Here is a 23,426-nt window from a genome sequence, read left to right on the forward strand (position 1 = left end):
CAGATGAAAAGTTTTCGATACGGTACAGACAAGCTAACGATTGAGGCGGCCATGGCGCTCACGCGCGGAGAAATGAGTGGTACATTATCTGCCAAAGCCCGGCACAGGATTGACCAATCTGCGGCGTTTGTTGAAGGCATTGTATCGCAGAATGAAGTCGTCTACGGAATCAACACAGGGTTCGGCCCGCTTTGCGATACCATTATTTCGCCTGAAGACACCGCCAAATTACAGCATAACCTACTTAAAAGCCATGCCGTCGGCGTCGGCGACATGCTTCCTGTGGAAATGGCGAAAACGATGATGATCATCAAAGTGCAGTCATTGGCACAGGGCTACTCGGGTATACGGCTGCGAACGCTTGAACGAATCATCTGGATGGTTGAACAGAATATCATCCCGGTCGTTCCAGCACAGGGATCGGTCGGCGCATCAGGTGACCTCGCCCCGCTCTCCCACCTCTTTCTGCCGCTTATTGGCCTTGGCGAGGTGTATTACAAGGGCTACATCATGTCTGCGGAGGAAGCGTTAAGTACACAGGGGATGCCACCCATCCAGCTTGGCCCCAAAGAAGGACTGGCACTGATTAACGGCACGCAATTCATTGCAGCACACGCTGTCCATGCGCTATACCGGATGCATAATGCATTGGAAGCGGCTGACATCATCGGTGCCATGTCGCTCGAAGGGCTGATGGGCTCCTACAAGCCATTTGACGCCCGCTTGCACCAAATCCGGCCTTTCCCGGGCAATCAATTGGTCGCCCACCGGCTATGGGAATTGCTTCATAAATCTGAAATCGCCAACGCTCATCCTGATTGCGGCCGGGTGCAAGACCCATATTCGCTGCGCTGTATGCCCCAAGTGCACGGTGCTTCGCGCACGGCATGGCTCCACCTCAAAGAGCTCACCGAGATAGAAATCAATGCGGTGACCGACAATCCTATTGTCCTGGGCGCACATGATGCCATCAGTGGCGGAAATTTCCATGGACAACCTTTGGCAATAGCCCTTGATTACGCCACCGTAGCCGCAGCTGAGTTGGGCAATATTGCCGACCGCCGGAGCTACCTCATCATCGAAGGGCGGTACGGGCTTCCGAAGCTACTTATCCAGGATGCAGGGCTAAACTCGGGATTCATGATCCCCCAGTACACCACGGCGGCTCTAGCGTCCGAGAACAAAACGCTTTGTTTTCCGGCAAGCGCTGACAGCATTCCCACTTCACTGGGCCAGGAAGACCATGTGTCCATGGGCTCCATCAGCGGGCGCAAACTAAACAAGGTCATTGATAACCTCGAATATATTCTTGCAATAGAACTATTGTATGCTGCACAGGCCATAGACTTTCGTCGACCGCTTAAGTCGTCCGAGGTATTGGAGGCATGTCATGAACTGGTGAGGAGCAAAGTACCTTTTGCTGACAGTGACCGCATCTTTTCCTATGATATCAAAACGCTTAAACAACTGATCAGCAGTGGCACATTCGTACACCGGGCAAATGAAGCCGCAGAAACATACGGCTACCATCTCAACAAAACGGTTTACGAAGCCTTCAGCCTTTCTTGAATGACGAGCTAAGATAGCTCAATTAAAAATTACTGCTCCCCCAACTGGGTAATGGCTGGTATAGCGAAGATCGCGGCATGCCCGATTTTTAAGGTAGAACGGCCTAAGCCTCAAATTTGTAACCCACCCCTTTCACGGTGGAAACATAGCTTTCGCCTATTTTTTCACGCAGTTTGCGGATGTGAACATCGATAGTGCGGTTTGTCACGACCACTGAGTCCTCCCAGATATTTTTTAGGATCACTTCCCTCGTGTACACTTTACCCGGCTTGGATGCCAACAGGTAGAGCAGCTCAAATTCTTTCTTGGCCAACACTATTTTTTCACCGTTTTTGAACACTAAAAACGCTTCTCGGTCGATAACGAGGTTGGCAATCTCAAGCTTTTCGTTCGGGAGCTCTTCATGCTGTGCATTGCGGCGTAGGATGGCATTAATCCGGCTTAACAAGGCGCGTGGCTTGATTGGCTTGGCAATATAGTCATCAGCACCTACATTAAACCCAGCTATCTCAGAGTATTCTTCGCTACGGGCCGTCAAAAATACCATAAACGTACTTTTAAACTCGGGCATAGCCCGCATAATGCGACAGGCCTCAATGCCATCCATTTTAGGCATCATGACATCAAGGATAATCAGATCGGGCATGACTTTCTTTGCCGTGGTCACAGCCTCCTGGCCGTTTGACGCCGTATAGACCTGGTAGCCTTCGCGTTTAAGGTTATAAGCAATTAACTCTACGATATCCGGCTCATCGTCTACCACCAATATCTTTTGTTTTACGGTACTCATGGTGTTATTTTTTGCTAAAGTATGTACTTAATGACAAATAATGGTTAAACCAGCATTAATAAATCGTTAAACAACACCGCTGCTTTAACAAAAAAGAAGCACTAATCCAATGTTTTCTTCAAAAAGGCTTCGAGGTCGGGGCCCCGTAAATTCTTAGCGATAATGATCCCCTGGGGATCAAGCAGGTAGGATGTCGGGATGGCCTGTATTCGGTAAAGCCCCACTACTTCGCTCCCCCACTGCTGTAAATCAGAAACCTGTGTCCACTCCAATCCGTCATCGCGGATGGCACGCATCCAAGCCCCGGGGTTACCATCGAGCGATACTCCCAACACAGTAAACCCTTTATCCTTATACGCATGATACTGCTTAACGATGTTTGGGTTTTCTTCACGACAAGGCACGCACCATGATGCCCAGAAATCGACAAGCGTATATTTGCCTTTGAAATCAGATAGCTTTATTGGCTGGTTATTTGGCGTAAGCGACTCGAAATCGGGAGCGGGCTGCCCGACGGCCAGTCGCTTCAATCGTGCCATTTCCTCTAAAAATTGCCGTACTCGTGCATTATCATCCCACCGTCCGGCAATGCGGTCGGCATACGCAATCAATTCTGTTTCTGCAAGTTCGGCATCCAAGGTACTCATTGCGTAGAACCCGGCCAAATCGTCGTGCTGATTGGCAAACTGTACCGCGGATTTCGTATACTGTTGCATACGTTCGCGATATTTTTGAAGGAATTGCTGCCTGAGGTTCATCAGTGCCGTATCATCCAGCCCCACCGCCTGGCTCGCAAAAGATGTTTCAAGCTCCTCCTGAAAGCGCTCTTTTTCGGCTATAGTGCCGGCAAAGCTCTTTATTTTTTCCGACAGCGGCGAACCGGAAATTTCATAATCGTCGCTATCCTTCGTCAGGTCTGCGCGAAAAGATAGCTGGTCCCCGTTTTGCAGGATAACGTGATACCTGTTAATTCCCGCTTCCAGCGTCAGCAGCCGGGGATGTGATGCTGCGCGGCGGAACCGGAATGCTCCCTTTTCATTTAAGAACACCGAATCCAACTTCCGATCGCCTTCATAGAGCAGAACGGTCTTTATGTTACCAGCGTTATCGATTTGCCCGTCGATCGTAAATGCTTCGTTGCCTGAACAGGCCAGAAAAAGCACGCTTACCCATCCCAATAAGATTGCAATATTATTCGTCATCTTTGATAACCTTTGTGTGATCGTCCACATAACTTTTTGCCTTAACCAAAGCCCTGTCCAAGCCACTTGCGTCCTTACCACCAGCCGTCGCGTAAAACGGCTGGCCGCCACCACCGCCCTGTATCTCCCGGGCTAGCTCCCGTACAATTACACCCGCATTCCAGCCCCGGTCTGAGACCAGATTGTCCGAAATGACAACGGTAAGCCCCGGCTTGTCGCCGATTACCGTCCCCAGCACCAGAAAGAGGTTGTCGACATAGCCTTTCAGCGCATATGCCAGCGTTTTCACCGCATCCGCGTTGGGCACGTCTATCTTTTCGGCGAGGAAGTTAACGCCATTCACAGGCACAACCTTGGCTGCTAAATCCTGTTTAAGGCTAAGCGCTCGTTCGGCCACGGTCCGTTCGATTTCCTTTTTCAGGTGGCTATTCTCGTCGACTACCTTCGACAGCGCTTTGACGAAATCCTTAGGGTTGTTGAGCAACTCCTTAAACTTACTGACAATATCAATCTGTTCATAGATAAACTGCTCCGCACGGCTTCCCGTAATCGCTTCAATTCGCCTTACACCGGCAGCCACTGCGCTTTCCGCTACAATTTTAAAGAAGCCGATTTGGCCGGTAGCACGGACGTGTGTCCCACCGCACAATTCTTTCGAAAATTGGTCGTCAAAGGTAATGACCCGCACCCTATCACCATATTTTTCACCGAATAATGCCGTTACGCCGGCATCAACAGCTTGCTGGAACGGCACATCCCGTTCTTCCTTCAACGGAATATTTTCGCGGATTTTTGCGTTGACAATACGTTCGATCTGCAAGAGTTCCTCTTCGCTGACTTTGGCAAAATGCGAAAAATCAAATCGCAGGTATTCCGCATTCACCAATGACCCTTTTTGGTTTACATGCGTACCTAGCACCTGTTTCAATGCGGCATGAAGCAGGTGGGTGGCGGAATGGTTACCTTCTGTTTCACGTCGTTTGGCAACATCAACCTTGGCCACCAACGTAGCGGACAAATCCTTAGGTAAGTGCGGCGTAAAATGCACAATCAATCCGTGTTCCTTTTTGGTATCCGTAATGGCTAGTTGTTCACCGGTGTCGGCCACGATTAATACGCCGGTGTCGCCCATCTGCCCACCACCTTCCGCATAAAAAGGTGTTTTAGCAAGCACAAGCTGGTATTGATCCACTCCTTTTGTACTGATTTTCCGATATTTCAGGATTTCGGTATGACACGTTAATTGGTCGTAGCCGACGAAATCCACCTGATCTTCTTCACGCAAAACCACCCAATCGCCTGTATCGACAGCCGTAGCAGCACGGGATCGGCTTTTTTGAGCTTCCAGCGCTTGCTGAAAACCCTGCATGTCAACCGTCCATCCTTTTTCACGTGCCAGCAGTCCGGTTAAATCAATCGGAAAACCGTAAGTATCATACAACTCAAAGGCAAAGCCGCCATCAATCATCTTAGCGTCTCCATTGCCAATGTAATTTTCAAAGCGCTGCACGCCGGTAACGAGCGTACGCAAAAACGATTGCTCTTCCTCGAGCACCACCTTCTGCACAAATTCCTGCTGCGCGGACAACTCGTCGAATACCCCCTCAAACTGCTTGGCCAAAAGCGGCACCAACTCGTGCAAAAACGGCTCCTTGAAGTGCAGGAACGTATAGGCATACCGCACGGCCCGGCGCAAAATACGGCGGATGACATAACCAGCCTTATTGTTGGATGGAAGCTGCCCGTCAGCAATGGTGAAACTGATCGCACGGATATGGTCAGCCATGACCCGCATTGCGATATCCGTCTGCTCGTTGGCACCATAAGACACCCCTGCCCGCTCCGCAATGTAGTTGATGATGGGCCTGAACACATCCGTGTCGTAATTCGACGCCTTGCCCTGGATGACGCGTACGAGGCGTTCAAACCCCATCCCGGTATCGACGTGCTTGGCCGGCAGTGGCTTCAGGGATCCGTCTTTCTGCCGATTAAACTGCATAAACACCAGATTCCAGATTTCGATGACCTGCGGGTGGTCAGCATTGACCAAGGTCCTGCCATCCACGGTCTGGCGTTCGGCGTCCGGGCGGCAATCCACATGGATTTCCGAACACGGGCCGCATGGGCCAATATCCCCCATCTCCCAGAAATTATCTTTTTTGTTGCCCAGAAGAATACGATCTTCGGCGATGATCGCGCTCCAAAAGTTATACGCTTCTTCATCCTTCGGCAAACCATCTGCTGGATCGCCCTCAAAGATGGTAACGTACAACCTGTCTTTATCCAGCTTGTACACCTCGGTAAGGAGCTCCCAGCTCCATGTAATGGCTTCTTTCTTAAAATAATCACCAAAACTCCAGTTGCCCAGCATTTCAAACAGGGTATGGTGGTAAGTGTCTATCCCCACTTCTTCCAGGTCGTTGTGTTTACCGGAGACGCGCAGACAACGCTGGGTATCCGCAACACGGGGATACAGGGCCTGTGCTTCCCCTAATAAGATATCTTTGAACTGGTTCATACCAGCATTGGTAAACATCAGCGTGGGATCATTTTTGATAACCACCGGTGCTGACGGTACTATCTGATGCCCCTTATCGTTGAAAAAAGCCAAAAAAGCTTCGCGGATTTCCCTACTTGTCATTTGAAAAAATGCGTTTGATATTTTTCGCAAACTTAGGCAAAATTGCCTGTTTATGCAATTTGTACAAGCGGCCTGCCACCGGCAAAGATGCCGAAACGCACTTTTTGGCGCAGCCAAATCAAACATTTCACGTAAAATACAAAAAATGGCAAGCTAATTGCTTAATCGCTTCCAAAATCAAAACTATCGCTTAATAAATTACCGCATGAAAATGAACGTAAAAAAAGCCGGCGCCCTTGCTGCAGCAGGGATACTCGCCGTTACCCAACTTGTTGCCCAAACCCCCACAATCAATGAGGTAAAACCTTTTGCACCCGAATCCGAGTACCGGACTTGGTCTATTGGTGTACATGGCGGCCTTCTAAATCAATCCAACCTCATCGGTCTACGACGCAGGTTCGATAAGGTAGAGCACAATTTTGGATATGGCGTATATGTAAAAAGGCAAATCCTCCCCGGTTTCGGCATTCAAGCTGAATATATGGGCGGGAAAGTAACAGGTGCCTATAAAGACAATAACAACTCTTTTGAGACCAAGCTGCCTTGGTCCGTGGCATTATCAGCCCACGTCACACTGGCCAACATCAACTGGCGGCATCATCAAGGACTCATTAAGCCATACTTAAACGTTGGCCTGGGTGCATTGGGTTTTGAGCCCACCACCGAAATAAATGGCATCACAGCGACCTATGACTCGACTACCGAACTTTTTGTTCCTGCAGGCCTGGGGTTGAAATTTGCCGTTGCACCTGATATCAACATCGATTTGGGCTACCGGATGAACCTGGTACAATCAACCACTTTTGACGGTGTGCGCGGCGGAGGATCGAAAGACCTCTTTTCCTATGCCCATGTAGGTGTTGAATTTGCACTGGGCAACAAGTCAAAACCAGTTTTGGCGAACAGCAATCCAGTATCGAGCATGCAGAAAGAATATTTGGCTCAATACGACGACTTGGTCGCACAAAAAGAAGCACTGAAAGCGCAGCAAGCTGAGAACGAAAAATTACAGGCTCAAATGGAGCGGTTGTATGCAGACTTAGCCGATGACGACGGGGATGGTGTAGCCAATCGTTATGACAAGTGTCCGGATACTCCTGAAAACACAAAAGTAGATGGTGCAGGATGCCCATTGCCTGAACCCAAAGCGCCTGTCGTGCAACAAGTGGTTGTGACCGAAGAAGACCGCCGCGTCGTAGATGAAGCGATTCAAAACCTGGAATTTGATCTTGGGAAAGCGACCATTCGTCCCTCATCGCACGCCAGCCTGAATAAAGTTGCCGCGTTATTAATTGAGAAAAACTTCAGCCTCAAATTAGCTGGCCATACAGACAACACCGGCTCCATGCAAACCAATATGCGCCTATCGAAGGAACGTGCGGAAGCGGTGAAGGCATACCTCGTCAGCAAAGGCGCCAATCCATCGCGCATAGAAGCCACGGGATACGGGCCGACGCAACCCATCGCCAGTAACAACACAGCGGAAGGCCGCCAACAAAACCGGAGGGTAGAGTTTACGTTGTACTAAGTTGGGAATCCCAAAACCGGTAGTCGGAAGGTTGGAAGTCCCATGTGGTCTTCCAACCTTCCGATTCCCGGTTTTCTTACTTATATTAAATTTTGAATTCCAATTTATTAACCGTACCTTTGCACCGCCTTAGGCAATAGTGCCTATTGTAATTAAACATATTGATGAACCCATTTATTGAACTGGGGATCCGTCATGATATTGTTAATGCCATCACAGAGTTAGGGTTTGAAAAACCTACTCCCATTCAGGAACAAGCCGTTCCCGTACTTTTGACAGGCAGCAACGATTTTGTCGGATTAGCCCAAACCGGTACCGGCAAAACCGCAGCTTTTGGCTTGCCATTGTTAGAATTGTTGGACTTTTCGCAAAAACACCCGCAGGCGTTGGTACTATGCCCAACCCGCGAACTGTGTTTGCAGATTGCGAAAGACATCGAAAAATTTGCCAAGAACATTCCGAATGTGCATGTCGTCGCCGTTTACGGTGGCGCGAGCATCAGCGACCAGTTGCGGCAGATCCGTCGAGGTGTACAGATTGTCGTGGCCACCCCTGGCCGCATGCTGGACATCATCGGCCGTGATGCCATCGATTTCTCCAACGTGAAGTATGTTGTGTTGGACGAAGCCGATGAAATGCTCAACATGGGCTTTCAGGAAGACATCAACAATATCTTGTCTACCACCCCGGACGAGAAGAAAACGTGGCTGTTTTCAGCCACTATGCCAGCCGAAGTGCGGCGGATTGCCAAAAATTACATGACCGATCCGTTTGAACTGACCGTAGGCACCAAAAACAGCGGCAACGCAAACATCGAGCACCATTATTACGTGGTGCGTGCTCGCGACAAGTACGCTGCATTCAAACGCATCGTAGATTCCAATCCTGAGATTTTCGGCATCGTATTTTGCCGTACAAAGGTAGAAACGCAGGAAATCGCCGAAGCACTCATCAAAGACGGCTACAATGCGGACTCGCTGCACGGCGATCTGTCGCAGCAGCAGCGCGATAAAGTGATGAAACGCTACCGGGATAGGAGCCTTCAACTGCTTATTGCCACGGATGTGGCCGCCAGGGGCATCGACGTGAACGATGTGACCCACGTCATCAATTTCTCGTTGCCTGACGAAATTGAAAATTACACGCACCGTAGCGGACGAACCGCCCGCGCAGGGAAAACGGGTATTTCCATTTCTTTGGTAAACCTGAAAGAACTGGGCAAAATCCGCCAAATCGAAAAGGTCATCGGCAAACCCTTCGTTAAAATGGAGGTACCGAAAGGCGATGCGGTTGTTGAAAAGCAACTCTTTGCTTTAATCAACAAGGTACACGAGGTAGCCGTCAATGACGATCACATCGATCGGTACCTGCCCCAAATCATGGAAAGTTTTGCCGATTTGAGCAAAGAAGAAATCATTAAGCGTTTTGCTTCCCTTGAATTCAACCGGTTCCTGGAATACTATCAAAACGCACCGGACCTCAACGTGGATGCCCACGAGGCACGTAGCGGTGATCGCAGAGGAAAAGCAGAACGCTTTGGCCGCGACGGGTATAAATCGGATTACACCCGGCTGTTCATCAACCTCGGTTCGGTAGACGATTTTACGCGCGGAGACATACTCGGTTATATCTGCAACACGACAAATATCAGCGGAAAAGCTATTGGCAAGATAGACCTCAAAGGTGTATATACATTTTTTGAAGTTGAAAATTCATCTGTTGACAAGGTGTTCCGGGGCTTTCAGAATGTTGATTTCAACGGACGTTCCGTACGTGTGGAAAACGCTGGTGAAGGACGCGGTGATAGCCGAGGCGGCGAAAAGCGTACCCGATCGTTCCGCAACGGAGGCGGGGAAAGCGGTGGACGCCGTAAACGTGAAAGCGGTGGTGGTTTCCGGGATTTTGGCGGGAAACGCCGTGAAAAAAGCCGTTGGTAGACAATAACGTATATCACAAAACAAGGGCTTGCCGGAACACCGTGCAAGCCCTTTTTCTTTTTATTGCTTATTGACCCCCGTATTACACGCTATTTCAGGTCTACCAATTTCATCCGCGGCACCAACGACTTCATAATCACCCAGGCTATCAGATAAGAAACCGCACAAATGGAAAACATGATGGTGTACCCGGTGTGAATACGGTCAATTGCCGCATAGTGGTCGAAAACAGCACCGCCAAGTTTACTCATTACCACACCGCCCAAGCCGCCCGCCATGCCGCCGATACCGGTCACGGAAGCTACAGTAATCTTGGGGAACATATCCGATACAGTCGTGAAGATATTGGCCGACCACGCCTGATGCGCCGATGCACCGACACCGATCAACACGACAGGAATCCAGTAACTGATTCCTCCCAGCGGTTGCGCAGCCAACACGACAAGTGGAAACAATGCGATGATCAGCATAGCTTTCATACGCCCGTCATAGGGTGAATAGCCTTTATTGATATAATACTTGGGAAACCAGCCCCCGCCGATGCTCCCGAACATGGTCATGCTGTAAAGCACTGCAAGGGGAAGCATAATCGCTACGCCTTCCATACCGTATTGTGCCTTCAGGTATGCCGGCAACCAAAACAGAAAGAACCACCAAACCCCATCCGTCATGAATTTCCCGGCAGCAAATGCCCACGTCTGGCGGTACCCCAACAAACGGACCCAGGGCACTTTTTCGGCTTTTTCTTCCTCCCGGTCAGCAGGCACGTCCACGACCTCCACATCACTTTGTATGTAAGCAAGCTCAGCAACCGACAGCCGCTTTTGCTTTTCAGGCTTCTCATAAAACCAAAACCAGAAAATGAGCCACAGGAACCCTACTGCGCCAATGACGACGAAGGTACTCTGCCACCCCCAGTTCAGCGCCATCCAAGGCACTGTGAGCGGAGCCAAAATAGCGCCCACGTTGGAACCCGAGTTAAATATACCGGTAGCAAATGCCCGATCTTTCTTGGGAAAGTATTCCGCCGTCGCTTTGATGGCAGCGGGGAAATTGCCTGATTCGCCAAACCCCAGCAACGCCCGGGCAATGATAAAACCAACCACAGATACCGAGAGTCCTGTGATGCCGAATACCCCCAACAAGCTGACAGCCCCTTCGCCGATGGGAATCGCAACCGCGTGTACAATGGCAGCAACCGACCAAACGATGATGGCAATGGCAAACCCCCACTTGGTTCCCAAACGATCGATAATGCGTCCGACGAACAACATTGACAAGGCATAGATAAACTGGAAAGCCGCCAAGATGTTGGAATAATCCGTATTGGACCACCCGAACTCCTCCTCCAAGGTAGGGTGCAATAAACTGAGTACTTGCCTGTCTAAATAGTTAACGGTCGTGGCAAAAAACAACAATGCACAGATCGTCCATCGGTATCTGCCTACTGGCTGTGTTGGAGTCATAATATAAGTATCAAGATGATTAGATTTATATCGCGTAAACGTTTACGCCATCCAAAGATAGGAAGACTTCGTTAATTACCACCTTTTACTACCGGAATTTTTGCGAAATCGTTTTCGTTGCTAAGCCGAAGTTCCTTCCCAACCAAAGTACCGATTGGCATTGTGATAGCATATATCCTGAATCATTTGCCCTATCCATTCGATGTCATTCGGTAGTTCGCCGTTCTCGATTTCCGTTCCAAACAGATCGCATAAAAGCCGTCTAAAATACTCGTGCCTGGGAAACGAAAGGAAGCTCCGTGAGTCCGTCAGCATGCCGACAAAACGACTGATCAGCCCCATGTTGGAGAGTGCATTCATTTGTTTAATCATCCCATCCTTTTGATCAAGGAACCACCATGCTGATCCAAACTGGATCTTCCCCGCAATAGAGCCATCGTTGAAGTTGCCAATCATGGTCGCCATCAACTCATTATCGGCGGGATTTAGGTTGTAAAGAATTGTCTTGGCCAGCTGATCACGACTGTCAAGCCGATTCAAGAATTTCGAAAGCGTCTGGCCCTGGCTAAAATCACCGATGGAATCCCAGCCGGTATCCGGGCCAAGTTTATGCAGCATCCGTGAGTTGTTGTTGCGCAAAGCACCCAAATGGTATTGCTGTACCCAATTCTTTTCTGCATCCCATTGTCCAAACAACAGCAACAGTGCGGATTTTATTTTCCGGCATTCGCCATTGTCCAGGGGGGTTCCGTTCAGCGCCTTTCTGAATACGCGATTAACCTCCTCGTCCGTAAAATCGTCACAATAAATTTCCTCAAGGCCATGGTCAGACACCGAACAGCCCATATCTGCAAAGAAATCATGGCGTCTCTTAAGAGCCTCCACAAAATCGGCGTACGAGGCAATGGATACTCCTGCCGCTTCCTCCAGCCGGGAGACGTACCGTTGGAATTTCGTTAAATCATCCAGGTTCATGGCCATATCAGGGCGGAAAGCGGGCAGAACAGGTATTTCATACCCCTCATCTTTCAACTGCTGATGAAAATTGAGCGAATCGACCGGATCATCCGTTGTGCAGATGACCTTGACATTCATTTTGTCCAGCAACCCCCGCACCCGGTACTCGGGCGACTGCAATTTTTCGCGGGTCTCGTCATAAATCCGGTCGGCCGTATCCGCATTCAGCAGATCCGTGATCCCAAAATAGCGTTGCAGCTCGAGGTGTGTCCAGTGATACAGCGGATTCCGCATGGTATAAGGCACAGTCGCCGCCCATTTACGAAATTTCTCCCGGTCGGGTTTATCACCGGTGATATACTGTTCATCCACACCATTCGTGCGCATCGCCCGCCATTTGTAGTGATCACCATTCAACCATACTTTGGTGATGTTCTCAAACTGGGTGTTTTCGGCAATCTGTTGCGGCGGCAAATGGCAATGGTAGTCGATGATGGGCATAGCCGACGCATAGTCGTGATACAGCGTCTGCGCTGTCTTTGTGTTCAACAGAAAGTGCTCGTCTAAAAACTTCTTCATACCTATATTCGTAAATTATAAAGACACTCCTCGTTTCCAGGGAATAAAATCATCCTGATTAAGTCTTACCGCATGAGGTATCACTTCACCCGAAGCCGCTTTTATGCAGTATTCAAGAATTTCTTCGCCCATCTCTGCGATGGTTTTTGCGCCATTGATAATCGGCCCGCAATCGATGTCAATGATATCCCCCATACGCTCGGTCAGCCTACTGTTGGTCGCCACTTTGATCACCGGGCATACGGGATTCCCCGTAGGCGTACCTAATCCGGTTGTAAACAAAATCAGGGTCGCTCCGCTGGCCGCTTTTCCGGTGGTTGCTTCCACATCGTTACCCGGCGTACATACCAGGTTCAATCCGGGTTTATTTGCCTGTTCGGTATAATCCAATACATCGACGATCGGTGATGTGCCGCCCTTTTTGGCGGCACCGTTGCTTTTGATGGCATCGGTGATCAGCCCATCTTTGATATTTCCGGGGGAAGGATTCATATGGAATCCGGACCCTACCCGCTCTGCTGCCGCTCCATATGCCTGCATCAACGCCATAAACTTACGGGCGGCATGTTCATCAGGCATCCGGTCAAGCAGATTTTGCTCCGCGCCGCACAGTTCTGGAAACTCCGCCAGCAAGACCGTTCCGCCCAGCGCCACCAGGAGATCGGCACAGTACCCCACGGCCGGATTGGCTGAAATCCCGCTGAAGCCGTCACTGCCGCCGCACTTCACACCAATAGTCAGTTTATGCAACGGCGCTGGCTGGCGTAACAGCTTATTCGCCTCCACCAGTCCCATAAACGTTTGGTGGATGGCCGCTGTGATCAATTGTTCTTCGCTAACCGCCTGTTGTTGTTCAAAAATCAAAAGCGGCTTATCAAATGTAGGATTCAATTGTTTAAGGTCTTCCACGAAGTCACGAACCTGCAAATTCTGGCATCCCAGGCTCAACACCGTAACCCCCGCTACGTTGGGATGGTTGGCATATGCAGCGAGCAGCTTACTCAACACCGCAGCATCTTGCCGGGTACCACCACATCCGCCTTGGTGGTTAAGGAATTTGATACCATCCACATGCTTGAAAAGCCGGTCCACCGGCACCACCGATTCCTGTACAGTGAGGTCTACTTCCGATACATCGTTCTGCCGTTCGTACCATTCCCGCAGGATACGCGTCTTGGCTTTGTATTTATCCGTGACCGCATACCCCAGCTCGTTGTGCAACGCCTCGCGTATCACATCCAAGTTTCGGTTTTCACAGAACACCGTTGGTATAAACAGCCAATAGTTGGCCGTGCCCACCCGGCCGTCGCTCCGATGGTATCCCATGAAAGTACGTTCTGCAAACCGTGACACGTCCGGTGGGTTCCAAACGTATCGGTAAGGATGGTACTCATAGGGCGAAGTATCGTGTTTTACGTTACCTGTATTCATCCATTGCCCGGTCGTCACCTCATGTTGCGCCCTTCCCACGATGACACCATACATGATGACCGCCTCTCCGGCGTCCAGCCGTCTGCCAAAAAACTTGTGCTTTGCCGGAATATCTTCCTGCAATGAATACACGGCACCTTCATAGGTCAATCGTGTCCCTTTCTTTAAATCTTGCAACGCTACCAGCACATTATCCTGCGGATGCACTTTCAATACCTGCACTGCTCACTTATTTTGTAGTTTCAACTCCATTTCTTCATTCAGTTCTTGTATCACGTCTAGCGCATTTTTTTGCTGGAGTTGTACCAGAAAGTACCTGATCTCATCAGCAAGCCCCGGCAAACCATTCAGATCCATGCCCCACCGGTCTTCGTTGCGCAGCACCTCAACGACCAATTCTTCTCCATCGACCGTGCTCCACAAGCCGGCCAACCAGCCTGCGTGCTCATCGGCAACCTGGTGGGTTCCTTGCATGAAATACAGGTAGGCGGCAAAACCCAATGCCATGCATCGCGGTACGGCGCGGTTCTTGCGTATAAACCGTTCCAAGGACGCCACATTACGCATCTGCATCTTCGACGTGTAGTTTAAGCTGATACTTTGCCAAGCATGATCCAGGAAAGGATTTGCAAAACGATCCATGACGTTCGCTGCAAAGTCAAGTGCCTCCGCCTCCGAAATCCCGTTGCCAATTATTGTGTCGGCTATCTCCCTGAACATCAACCGCCGCACATACCGTGCAAACCCATCATGCTGCATGGCAACTTTAACTGTACTAAAGCCGCAAAGGACGGCCAGTCCGCACGAGAACGTATGGCTTCCGTTTAATAGGCGCAGTTTGAGTTCTTTGAATTTGCTGATGTCCGGAGTAATGATCATTCCCTCATCCCCTTGGGCGAAAGCGAGCCGGTCGTGTACGCGATCATTATTCGACTCGATCGCCCAGAGCCGGAATGGCTCGGCCATGATTGCCAACGCATCACGATAGCCCAGTTGCTTTTCTGCTTCTTCCGCCTCATTCTCCGGCAATTTTCCCGGTACGATGCGGTCGACCAATGTGTTGCAAAAATCGTTAGCTTCCACTATCCAACGAGCAAACTCGTCTCCCAATCCGTGCCGGCGGGCCAACTCCAATACAATCGACTTCAATGTGGCTCCATTGTCACTGATCAGTTCGGTCGGCAATATCACCCACCCTTTGTCTGGGTCGCCATTGAAATGCACAAAACGGCGATAAAGCAACGCGGTAAGTCTACCCGGAAAAGACGATGGCGGCGCAGCCCGGGGATCGTCTTGATCATCCAATACAATCCCCACCTCGGTCGTGTTGGAAATGACGATCGAAATATCTGGATGTTCCGCAATCTGAGCAATCGTCTCCCACTGCGTTGCTGCATGCAAGACCCTGCTGATAGCAGACACCAGCAGGGTTTCGCGCACCTCTTTACCGTTTTGCAGCCCGTTGGTATGTAGCGTATACAGCCCGTCCTGCCGAGCAAATTCGTCGGTACCGCCTTGTCCGGTTGATTTTACCACTACGATCCGTCCGTTGAATATCCGCTGCCGGTTCGCTTTTTCAATAAAATAGTCGGGCAACCCGCGGAGCAGCACCCCGGTTCCAAATTGCAAGACCTTCTCCGGGAGTTCCTCCGTCGCGCCGGTTTGCAATAAATCCTTATTCAATGTTTTCATTACTTGCATTATTTTCTCCTTGCTTTTGCTAGCAACCACTGCACCCATGCATCCGCCGCCTCGTAGTTTTCAAAATCCGGGGGCAGCTTACGTCCATCTATGTACTCATTGTATATCCACGGGTCACCTAGTGCAAAAACCGTCCCTTTGCCATATTTGGCCGTAGCCATGAGGTGTTTTCCCTCCTTTTGGACGAGTGACCGCGCGGGCGGTGTAAGCTCCAGGGTACTGACCTCTTTGAGGAAAAGCCTATAAGGTTTTTTAAAGACGCTGTTCCCTTTTTTAAGTTGAACGGCTCCCTCCGGGAAGTGGTCGTTTTTTACCAACAGCGCATTGTCTTCGTTAAAGCGGATACCGAACCGCCCGGCCAGTTGATTGAAATGTGCAAATTCCGCGTTGCCGGCATCATTACCCAAAAGGACCAATACACCACCCTGCCGTACCCATTCGGTTATCACGTCGATTTCAGGGCGTTCCAGAAAATTTGGCGAGTTTGTCTCTTTTTCCGTATCCGGATCGACGATGATGTAAACATCGGCATTACCCAATGTCGCTACCCCAGGTTTCGTCTCCAATGATGCCGTCCTTACCCCATAGCGGTTGAAGAGGTGTCCCAGAAACGAATAGCCGCTGTTCGACTGATCTTCCCATACGTAATGATAACGTACCTGCCGGCCGGTCACGTCCACACGGTACTCATTATTGTAATAATAGTCTAGAACCACCGTCTTACCTTTCGCTCGCCCCAGTGTGGGCAACAGCTCCATCTCAGCTGCACATTTGATAAATGCACCCATCCCCTTCGGGTCGTTCTGAATCACCGGCTCGCTCATGTAATACGCAAAGCTACCGTCGCGATAACGGCCCGAGCCCCCAAGGCCAGACACCGCCACCGTACGTTCGAGATTGATGCCGCCATCGTCACGACCGGAGATAAATGTCTTCAAGATGCCGCTGTACCCTTTCTGCGCCTGTTTGATATAGCCTTCCGGCAGGTAGCCCAGGCGTACGCCTTTGGCCAGCGTATATACCAGCATGCAGGAAGCCGACGCTTCGAGGTAATTCTCAGGGCGATGTGCCATGTCGACCACATCATACCACACACCCGAACGTTTATCCTGAAACGCAATCACCGCCTTTGCAAACCGCTGAAGGATCCCTGCCAACGAATCCACGCCGGGGTGGTCTTCGGGGAAATGCTCGATAGCATCAACCAGGGCCATCCCGAACCAGCCCAACGAGCGCCCCCAAAAGTTCGGAGACCGGCCAGTAGCCTTGTCTGCCCAGGCTTGTTCCCTCGATTCGTCCCATCCATGGTACAACAGGCCGGTCTCGTCGTCGCGGCTATGGCGTTCCATCAACACAAACTGATTAGTGATATCGTCAAATGCATCCCGCTCATTAAATAATTTGGCATACTCGGCAAAAAAGGGCTGCCCCATATAAAGGCCATCCAGCCACATCTGGTGTGGATAGATTTTCTTGTGCCAAAATCCGCCCTCGGATGTCCTTGGATGCGTACGCAATTGATCCCGCAGCAGGGAGGCTGCATTGTAATACTTCGCCTTTCCTGTCACCTGATACAAAAGCAGGAGCAGCTTACCATTGTTGATGAAATCGATGTTGTAGTCTTCCCGCTTGTAGGCTTTGATGGTTCCATCGTCTTGCACGTAGTGATCCATCTGCTGTTGGATATAAGCAAACCACCGGGCATCGCCGGAGCCCTTCCACACCGCTTCCACACCTTTGAGGATTACCCCCAAATCATAACTCCATTTTGCCGGCGTACCTGGTTTTCCCAAACTGAATGAGTCGGGCCACAGTTTCATGGCGGTCTCCGCCATCCGCTCGCTGTATTTCTCCGGCTGTGCCCCTGCCCAGCCTACGGCACCAAACACTAAACCACACACCAAGACAGGTTTCAAAGCTGCTTTCCGCAGCACAAACTTTATCAGCTCATTATTCAGATTTAACTTCATCGGTTAGTTCATTTTTACAGCCGTTTCCGCGGCACCATGGTCAGCCTGCAGCGGTTTTTCGGCCAAGGATGTATCGATATTATGCAGTACCACGCCTTTGCTCCGCTCACCCTGCACATGGAGCAACGTTTTCACACGCCCGCCGTAACGCAGTGCATCGAACACGACGTCTCTACCATTAAGCACATAGGCCAACGGCTCATCTGAGGTGGTTTCCACTACCGATTCGGTAACCGTGATCGCTGCGCCCTCCTGAATGTCGATTCCCGCTGCCGTCTTCATGCGCAAGCCCGACAAGTGGATCCCCCGTATGGGCATCTCGGGTAGCCCGCGTATGAACACCGCCTTCTTAGCCCCCTCGCAATGGATGTTGGCAATGTAGAAGTTACGGAATTGCGGTGTCTCTTCAGACACAGGCAGCGTTTCCGCTTTCGGCGGCTGGCGAACCTCTCCTGCAGCGGGAATGGGATCCTTCGCCTCGTAATACATGTCAAACAGGATCGCCTCCCCCGGGATGTCCTTCATGTATATGTCCCGGATATAGACATCTTCCACCACTCCGCCCCGGCCGCGAGTGGTTTTAAAGCGCAAGCCTATGTCTGTACCAATAAACGTTAAGCCGGAAACATAGAGGTTGCGCGCCCCTCCACTCATTTCACTGCCTACCACAAAACCACCGTGCGCATGGAAAACCGTACAGTTGCGCACCCATAAATTTTCCGTAGGCATCCCCAACTGCCGCCCGTGTGTGCCTTTCCCGCTCTTTACACAGATGGCGTCATCGCCGACGTCGAACGAACTCCCCTCTACCAGCACATTGGTACAGGACTCGATGTCCAATCCGTCGCCATTTTGCGAATACCACGGATTGCGCACGGTAATATTGCGGATTGTGACATCCCGGCTCATCAGCGGATGGATGTTCCATGCTCCGGAGTTTTGGAAGGTCACCCCTTCCAGTAAAATCCGCTCACAACGTTCCAATACCACAAGGTTCGGTCTCAGGAAATCCGCTATCTCTTCAAAGAACGTCTTGGTCTTATCCGGCGTAATCAGGCCGGCATCTTGGTATTGCCGTCCCTTCAGCGCACTTTCTGAGGGGTACCATTCCTTGCCGTCCGGGGTAACCACGCCGCCGGATGCGACAAGGTTTTTCCATTGGGAGTCCGTCATCTTTGCTTTTTTCACGTAGCGCCATGCATCGCCGTTTCCATCAATTACCCCTTCACCGGTTATGCCAATATTTTGCTGTCCCTCAGCACGGATGGGCGAGTGCCGGCGTACTTGGGGCAATCCCTCCCACCAGGTTTCAATCAGCGGGTAATCGTTGAAATCACGCGAAAACTGCAAAAGTGCATGGCGCGACAAGTGCAGGTTTACGCCGCTTCTCAGCGACAAGGGCCCCGAGCTCCACACCCCTTCGGGGATCAACACAACGCCGCCGCCCTGCCCGTGGCAAGCATCGATGGCCGATTGGATGGCCGCCGTGCTGACAAATCCCGGGGCATCAGACGCACCGAAGCCCCGTATATCAAAGGTATCCGTTTTAAACACCGGCAAGCGGACATCCGGCTCCGGCCAGGTGTCCTGACCGCAGACAACGGATATTGTTCCGCTTACCAAGCAAACCGCCACAACGGTCATCCATCCTATTTTTTTCATGTTCTTTCGCATTCTTGTCCCTGCAATTTTATCGTTATCCGATAAGCATCAAAAACTTTCCGCGCCATTTATTTGCGGAATCGTTACCGAAAACGATTGCGACCGGCAGACTTGTCTAACGCTTGAAGTGCGCCGCCAACGCTGGCAGGCAACGCTTCATCTCAGCCACTGCCAGGTCGCAGATTTTAAAAGCGCCTGTGCCAGAGAGATGTGTATCATCCTCCGCGCCGTTCGGCAACGCCTCGTACTGCCCCGGCATCAGGTGCAGGAACAGTGCCTTTGAACGCTCAGGCCCCCACTCCAGCAGCAGCTCCCGGGTTTGCGCATGCATGTCGAGCAACGCCACGCCTGTTTCACTTGCCACATTCCGCACAACCTCCGGATAGGCCCCGTGTGTTTCCTCGAGGTATCCCCGGACATCAAACTTACGGCGCATGATTGGTGTCGACAGTACCGGGATTCCGCCGCGCTCCCGCGTCTCCGCGATGTATCGTTTCAGCTGACGCGGAAATTCGACCTCCGGATCCGCATAGCGCTCCGGACTGTTTTCCTTCTGGTCATTGTGTCCGAACGCGATGACGACATAATCGCCGCGCTGTACCCGTGCCTTCACCTTATCCCAGTGCCCTTCGTTGCGAAAACTCTTGGTACTCCGGCCGTTCAGCGCATGGTTTTCCACCCGCACCCCTTCGTCAAAATACAGGGGCAATACCTGCCCCCACCCTTTCTCGGGATTGCTTGCGCGGTACGGCTTATTGGCCACGGTTGAGTCGCCGACGAGAAATACAGTTACCTCCCGTTGACCAGCCCATAGGAAAGCTAAGAATAAGCCGGCGCATGGCATCACTATCCATTTCGCCAATCGTTGTATCATCATTCAACTAACGTTAGGCCATGCGTTTGGGCATAGGCTTCAAGTCCGTCAACGAAGCGATCTTCACCGGCGCGCCGGTTTCAATACTTTTCCTGGCAGCTACGCCGATCAAAATGGACATCGCCCCATCCCGCACACCTGCCGCGTGGCCATAGGGATCAGGCGCATGCTTGTCCTTGAAGATCTTATCATGCAACCGCCGGTCTCCGCCTCCATGCCCACTCCGTTCGCTGGCAACCTGGATCACCTTGTAGTCGGACCAGCTTTTATAGAGCACGAGCGGTTCGTGTATCATATCCTCATTTTTCGACTGCTCCATTTCCGCGGCGTGCAGGCTTTCCTGATCCAGCTCGTCGTTTTTCATCCAAGGGATATCCAGCCACGCTTCGATCCGCCCTTTATGCCCATTGAACGCGATACGCCACCCTTCAAATGGCGAATATGTCGTGAGCGAATAATTAGCTACCACATTGTTGGCGTATTTAATTTGTGCAGACATCTTATCATAAATATCAATCTCATGCCTATATACGCAGCCATCGCGGATATAGCCGTCGTGTTCCTCATTTTCCACATACAGCTTCATACTATGGCTGTCCTTGGTGATATCCCAATAGTACACACACTCCTGCTTATGGGGGCAACTGCGGCAGCTTTTGCCGCGGAAAGGGCCGTTGCTTCCGTAATGTTCGAGCGCCCCATAAGCAAAGACTTCCTCCGGTTCAGCATCAAGCCACCAATTCAACAAGTCGAAATGATGTGTGGCTTTGTGTATCCACAGCGAGCCGCCACTGTTCATTAAGCCGTGCCAGCGCCTGAAATAGGAAGCCCCATGGTGCACGTTCAGATACCAGTTGAAGTCTACCGACGTGATATCTCCGATCTCCTCCTGCTGGAGCAATTCCTTAATTTTCGTCATGTAGGGACTCCACCGGTAGTTGAAACCGACAATTAGGTTCTTGCCATACTTGCGTTCGGCATCCAGGATAGCTTGGGCCTTCACTTCATCAGTAGTAAGCGGTTTCTCGGTCAAGACGTCGCAGCCAGCAGCTAGCCCCTTGATGATAAACTCATGGTGCGTCGAGTCTTTCGTACACACGATAATGAGGTCCGGTTTTACTTGCTGTACCATCTCATCAAAATCGACAAACGTGGGGCAGTTTACCCCCATGTATGTCTTGGCGTAGGCAAGCCGGCCCGGATTGATATCGCTGAGCCCGACGAACTCCAGCAAATCCGGATATTGCTCCACCAGCCTTTTGCCCCAAAATGAAATGCCGCGCACCCCCGTGCCGACCAGCACCACCCGGAGCCGGCGCTGCATGCCGAAGGCGGTACCAGGCATGCTGACTGCCGTCCCAGCTGCCAGCATGCTCAACGCATACAAAAAGTCTCTTCTTGAAAAAGTTGTCATATTTAGTTGTTGTTTAGTTCTGGTATCCAGGATTCTGGGTGATATCAGCCTCGTTGATGTCGATTGCAGTTTGTGGGATAGGCCGGTAGATTTTGTCCTGTCCATCCACCCCGCGGAACGCATTATCGACCCCCACTCGTCTGATATCATAGTTATAGGCCCCACAGAATTCCTTCAATTTCCCCGTCCGCCTCAGCTCGGGCCACCGAAGGTACTCGCCCGCAAACTCTTTGGCGCTTTCTATGAGGTAGGCATCCAAGGCCTCGCTTTGGCCCGAGGCGGCGGCAATTGACTGACTGGGCAGCAACGTCCCTCCATCCTTCGCATTGCCGGGCCGGTTAAGCACTGATTGCACATATTGTGCCGCCGTAGCGAAATCATTCAGCCCGATACACGCCTCCGCGTACAGGAAGTAAGTCTCCGCGGTGCGGGCAAGCACGATATCCCTCACGCTGGCCTGCGTGTTAAACACATGGCGTGTTGACGGACTATCAAATTTTTTAATGACCGGCGAATTCATATCAATCTGATAAGCCGCCCGGTATGCTTCTTCGTTATATTTGAAGGGATAATACCTGAAATTGCTGGCGATTTGGTGTTCCCGTCCCGCCACCCAGTCCAACGAATCAGCGGTCGTGTATTCGCGCCCCCAAACCCTGGGGTAGTATGCACGAATCAATAGTTCATCTTTATTTTTGTTGTTGTCATAGTAATCGAAATACTGGTCGTAAATCGTCAGCATGAAAGTCGCCTCATAGCGGGCATCGTTTTCACCGAAAAAGGTGTGCAAGCTCCACGAGGGCATAAATGCCGAGTTCATGTATTTATGGTTCAATTCCGGACCGCCAAGGTATGGACCAAAGAGAGATTGCTGGTCGTTGCCATCTGTTGGGCTGGCAATGGATTCGCTGTCATATTGCACGGCAAAAATGACTTCCTCGTTATTTTCATTTGTAGGACTCCACAATTGGTCGAAAGGAATGGAAATCGTGTAACCAGCTATAGCTGCTTCGGCATATACCTTGGCACGCTCGAAATCAGTGGTTTGCCCCAGATCCCAGCCCCGGGTGAGGTATGCCTTGGCCAGGTAGTGGTTCGCCGCCGTTTTATTCGCCCGTGTGCGATCGTCCGGCAAGTCGGGCAGCGCGGCTTCCAGCTCGGCAATCACAAATTGGTAAGCATCGGCCAGCGAAGCCCTCGGCAGATTCATGCGTGGCCCCTCCAGGGTAGGCTCGTCGTTGATGATGATGCCCCCAAACTGCTCAATCAACAAAAAGTGGTAGAACGCCCGCAAAAAGCGAAGTTCGGCCCTCCACATGGCCCTCTTGGTCTCATCCGTTTCGACCAACGCGTTGTAGTACAATCCGATATTAGTGGTCTGTATGGCGTTATAGCAATTCCGATAAAAGGTCAACACGTCGCCATTGTCCGCAAAAAGTTGCGTATACTCCATCAGCGCCCGGTTTTCGAACCCCCTGTTCATCTGATACATGTCGGTACCCGCCAATAGCAGCCACGGCGTGGTCCTGAATGTCGTCCGCAACGAACTGTAAGAAGCGGTCACAAGGGTTTCGTACCCCGTCTCCATGCGATAAAACTCCTCGTTCGTTATTCCACCCAAGTTGTCCTCTTCCAAGAACTTTGTACACCCCGTGGCGACCAACAAACACAGGATAACCAAACTGAACTTATTCATAATTTCTAT

At 51.0% G+C, this 23,426-nt stretch carries 15 protein-coding genes; 3 read left to right on the plus strand and 12 right to left on the minus strand.

Annotated elements, in window-relative coordinates; all coding sequences use genetic code 11:
• The first annotated feature begins 3 nt into the window (after window positions 1-3).
• Complete coding sequence (gene hutH / locus B5X72_RS10675) at window positions 4-1,569, plus strand: histidine ammonia-lyase (RefSeq protein ID WP_079716872.1); 1,566 nt, start codon at window positions 4-6, stop codon at window positions 1,567-1,569.
• 103 nt (window positions 1,570-1,672) lie between these two features.
• On the opposite strand, the gene B5X72_RS10680 is transcribed toward hutH, so the two are convergent.
• The 3 genes from B5X72_RS10680 to alaS all read right to left on the minus strand — a co-directional run bounded on the left by B5X72_RS10680 (window position 1,673) and on the right by alaS (window position 6,202).
• Complete coding sequence (locus B5X72_RS10680) at window positions 1,673-2,359, minus strand: response regulator transcription factor (protein ID WP_079716873.1); 687 nt, start codon at window positions 2,357-2,359, stop codon at window positions 1,673-1,675.
• Between the two features lie 101 nt (window positions 2,360-2,460).
• Window positions 2,461-3,561 carry a TlpA disulfide reductase family protein gene (locus tag B5X72_RS10685; RefSeq protein ID WP_079716874.1) on the minus strand — a complete coding sequence of 367 codons (1,101 nt, stop codon included), beginning with the start codon at window positions 3,559-3,561 and terminating at the stop codon, window positions 2,461-2,463.
• On the minus strand, window positions 3,551-6,202 hold the full coding sequence (alaS, locus tag B5X72_RS10690) for an alanine--tRNA ligase (RefSeq protein WP_079716875.1): 2,652 nt from the start codon (window positions 6,200-6,202) through the stop codon (window positions 3,551-3,553). Before alaS ends, B5X72_RS10685 begins: the two co-directional genes overlap by 11 nt.
• Window positions 6,203-6,407: 205 nt before the next feature.
• Between alaS and B5X72_RS10700 the strand changes: the two genes are divergently transcribed.
• Together B5X72_RS10700 and B5X72_RS10705 are read left to right on the plus strand one after the other, a co-directional pair.
• Window positions 6,408-7,730 carry an OmpA family protein gene (locus tag B5X72_RS10700; RefSeq protein WP_079716877.1) on the plus strand — a complete coding sequence of 441 codons (1,323 nt, stop codon included), beginning with the start codon at window positions 6,408-6,410 and terminating at the stop codon, window positions 7,728-7,730.
• 164 nt (window positions 7,731-7,894) lie between these two features.
• Window positions 7,895-9,667, plus strand: a complete 1,773-nt coding sequence (locus B5X72_RS10705) for a DEAD/DEAH box helicase (protein WP_079716878.1) — start codon at window positions 7,895-7,897, stop codon at window positions 9,665-9,667.
• A gap of 89 nt (window positions 9,668-9,756) precedes the next feature.
• Here the strand turns inward: B5X72_RS10705 and B5X72_RS10710 are convergent, their stop codons facing one another.
• The 9 genes from B5X72_RS10710 to B5X72_RS10745 all read right to left on the minus strand — a co-directional run bounded on the left by B5X72_RS10710 (window position 9,757) and on the right by B5X72_RS10745 (window position 23,417).
• Window positions 9,757-11,133 (minus strand): MFS transporter, encoded by a 1,377-nt coding sequence (locus tag B5X72_RS10710; protein ID WP_079716879.1) that lies wholly within the window; start codon window positions 11,131-11,133, stop codon window positions 9,757-9,759.
• A 120-nt stretch (window positions 11,134-11,253) separates the two neighbouring features.
• Window positions 11,254-12,669, minus strand: coding sequence for a glucuronate isomerase (uxaC, locus tag B5X72_RS10715; protein ID WP_079716880.1), 1,416 nt, complete (start codon window positions 12,667-12,669; stop codon window positions 11,254-11,256).
• A 15-nt stretch (window positions 12,670-12,684) separates the two neighbouring features.
• Window positions 12,685-14,322 (minus strand): UxaA family hydrolase, encoded by a 1,638-nt coding sequence (locus B5X72_RS20560; RefSeq protein ID WP_139378638.1) that lies wholly within the window; start codon window positions 14,320-14,322, stop codon window positions 12,685-12,687.
• Between the two features lie 3 nt (window positions 14,323-14,325).
• Entirely contained in the window at window positions 14,326-15,792 is a 1,467-nt protein-coding gene (locus B5X72_RS20565; protein ID WP_245826920.1) for a tagaturonate reductase, read from the minus strand.
• A gap of 8 nt (window positions 15,793-15,800) precedes the next feature.
• Window positions 15,801-17,771, minus strand: a complete 1,971-nt coding sequence (locus tag B5X72_RS10725) for a glycoside hydrolase family 88 protein (protein WP_079716881.1) — start codon at window positions 17,769-17,771, stop codon at window positions 15,801-15,803.
• A gap of 3 nt (window positions 17,772-17,774) precedes the next feature.
• A complete protein-coding gene (locus B5X72_RS10730) occupies window positions 17,775-19,433 on the minus strand; it encodes a glycoside hydrolase family 28 protein (protein ID WP_079716882.1) in 1,659 nt (552 codons plus the stop codon).
• 115 nt (window positions 19,434-19,548) lie between these two features.
• Window positions 19,549-20,310, minus strand: coding sequence for a rhamnogalacturonan acetylesterase (locus tag B5X72_RS10735; protein ID WP_139378640.1), 762 nt, complete (start codon window positions 20,308-20,310; stop codon window positions 19,549-19,551).
• A 10-nt stretch (window positions 20,311-20,320) separates the two neighbouring features.
• A complete protein-coding gene (locus B5X72_RS10740) occupies window positions 20,321-21,721 on the minus strand; it encodes a Gfo/Idh/MocA family protein (protein WP_200119761.1) in 1,401 nt (466 codons plus the stop codon).
• Window positions 21,722-21,734: 13 nt separating this feature from the next.
• Window positions 21,735-23,417 carry a RagB/SusD family nutrient uptake outer membrane protein gene (locus tag B5X72_RS10745; RefSeq protein WP_079716884.1) on the minus strand — a complete coding sequence of 561 codons (1,683 nt, stop codon included), beginning with the start codon at window positions 23,415-23,417 and terminating at the stop codon, window positions 21,735-21,737.
• Between the last annotated feature and the right edge of the window lie 9 nt (window positions 23,418-23,426).

Origin of the sequence: Parapedobacter luteus, from assembly GCF_900168055.1 — a bacterium.
Classification (GTDB): Bacteria; Bacteroidota; Bacteroidia; order Sphingobacteriales; family Sphingobacteriaceae; genus Parapedobacter; species Parapedobacter luteus.

Coding starts and splice junctions, on each gene's coding strand:
- B5X72_RS10685 (WP_079716874.1), bottom strand. CDS start 3,561: ATGACGAATAATATTGCAATCTTATTGGGATGGGTAAGCGTGCTTTTT.
- B5X72_RS10725 (WP_079716881.1), bottom strand. CDS start 17,771: ATGAAGTTAAATCTGAATAATGAGCTGATAAAGTTTGTGCTGCGGAAA.
- B5X72_RS10730 (WP_079716882.1), bottom strand. CDS start 19,433: ATGAAAAAAATAGGATGGATGACCGTTGTGGCGGTTTGCTTGGTAAGC.
- hutH (WP_079716872.1), top strand. CDS start 4: ATGAAAAGTTTTCGATACGGTACAGACAAGCTAACGATTGAGGCGGCC.
- B5X72_RS10710 (WP_079716879.1), bottom strand. CDS start 11,133: ATGACTCCAACACAGCCAGTAGGCAGATACCGATGGACGATCTGTGCA.
- B5X72_RS10740 (WP_200119761.1), bottom strand. CDS start 21,721: ATGACAACTTTTTCAAGAAGAGACTTTTTGTATGCGTTGAGCATGCTG.
- B5X72_RS10745 (WP_079716884.1), bottom strand. CDS start 23,417: ATGAATAAGTTCAGTTTGGTTATCCTGTGTTTGTTGGTCGCCACGGGG.
- B5X72_RS10705 (WP_079716878.1), top strand. CDS start 7,895: ATGAACCCATTTATTGAACTGGGGATCCGTCATGATATTGTTAATGCC.
- B5X72_RS10680 (WP_079716873.1), bottom strand. CDS start 2,359: ATGAGTACCGTAAAACAAAAGATATTGGTGGTAGACGATGAGCCGGAT.
- uxaC (WP_079716880.1), bottom strand. CDS start 12,669: ATGAAGAAGTTTTTAGACGAGCACTTTCTGTTGAACACAAAGACAGCG.
- B5X72_RS10700 (WP_079716877.1), top strand. CDS start 6,408: ATGAAAATGAACGTAAAAAAAGCCGGCGCCCTTGCTGCAGCAGGGATA.
- alaS (WP_079716875.1), bottom strand. CDS start 6,202: ATGACAAGTAGGGAAATCCGCGAAGCTTTTTTGGCTTTTTTCAACGAT.
- B5X72_RS20565 (WP_245826920.1), bottom strand. CDS start 15,792: ATGAAAACATTGAATAAGGATTTATTGCAAACCGGCGCGACGGAGGAA.
- B5X72_RS10735 (WP_139378640.1), bottom strand. CDS start 20,310: ATGATGATACAACGATTGGCGAAATGGATAGTGATGCCATGCGCCGGC.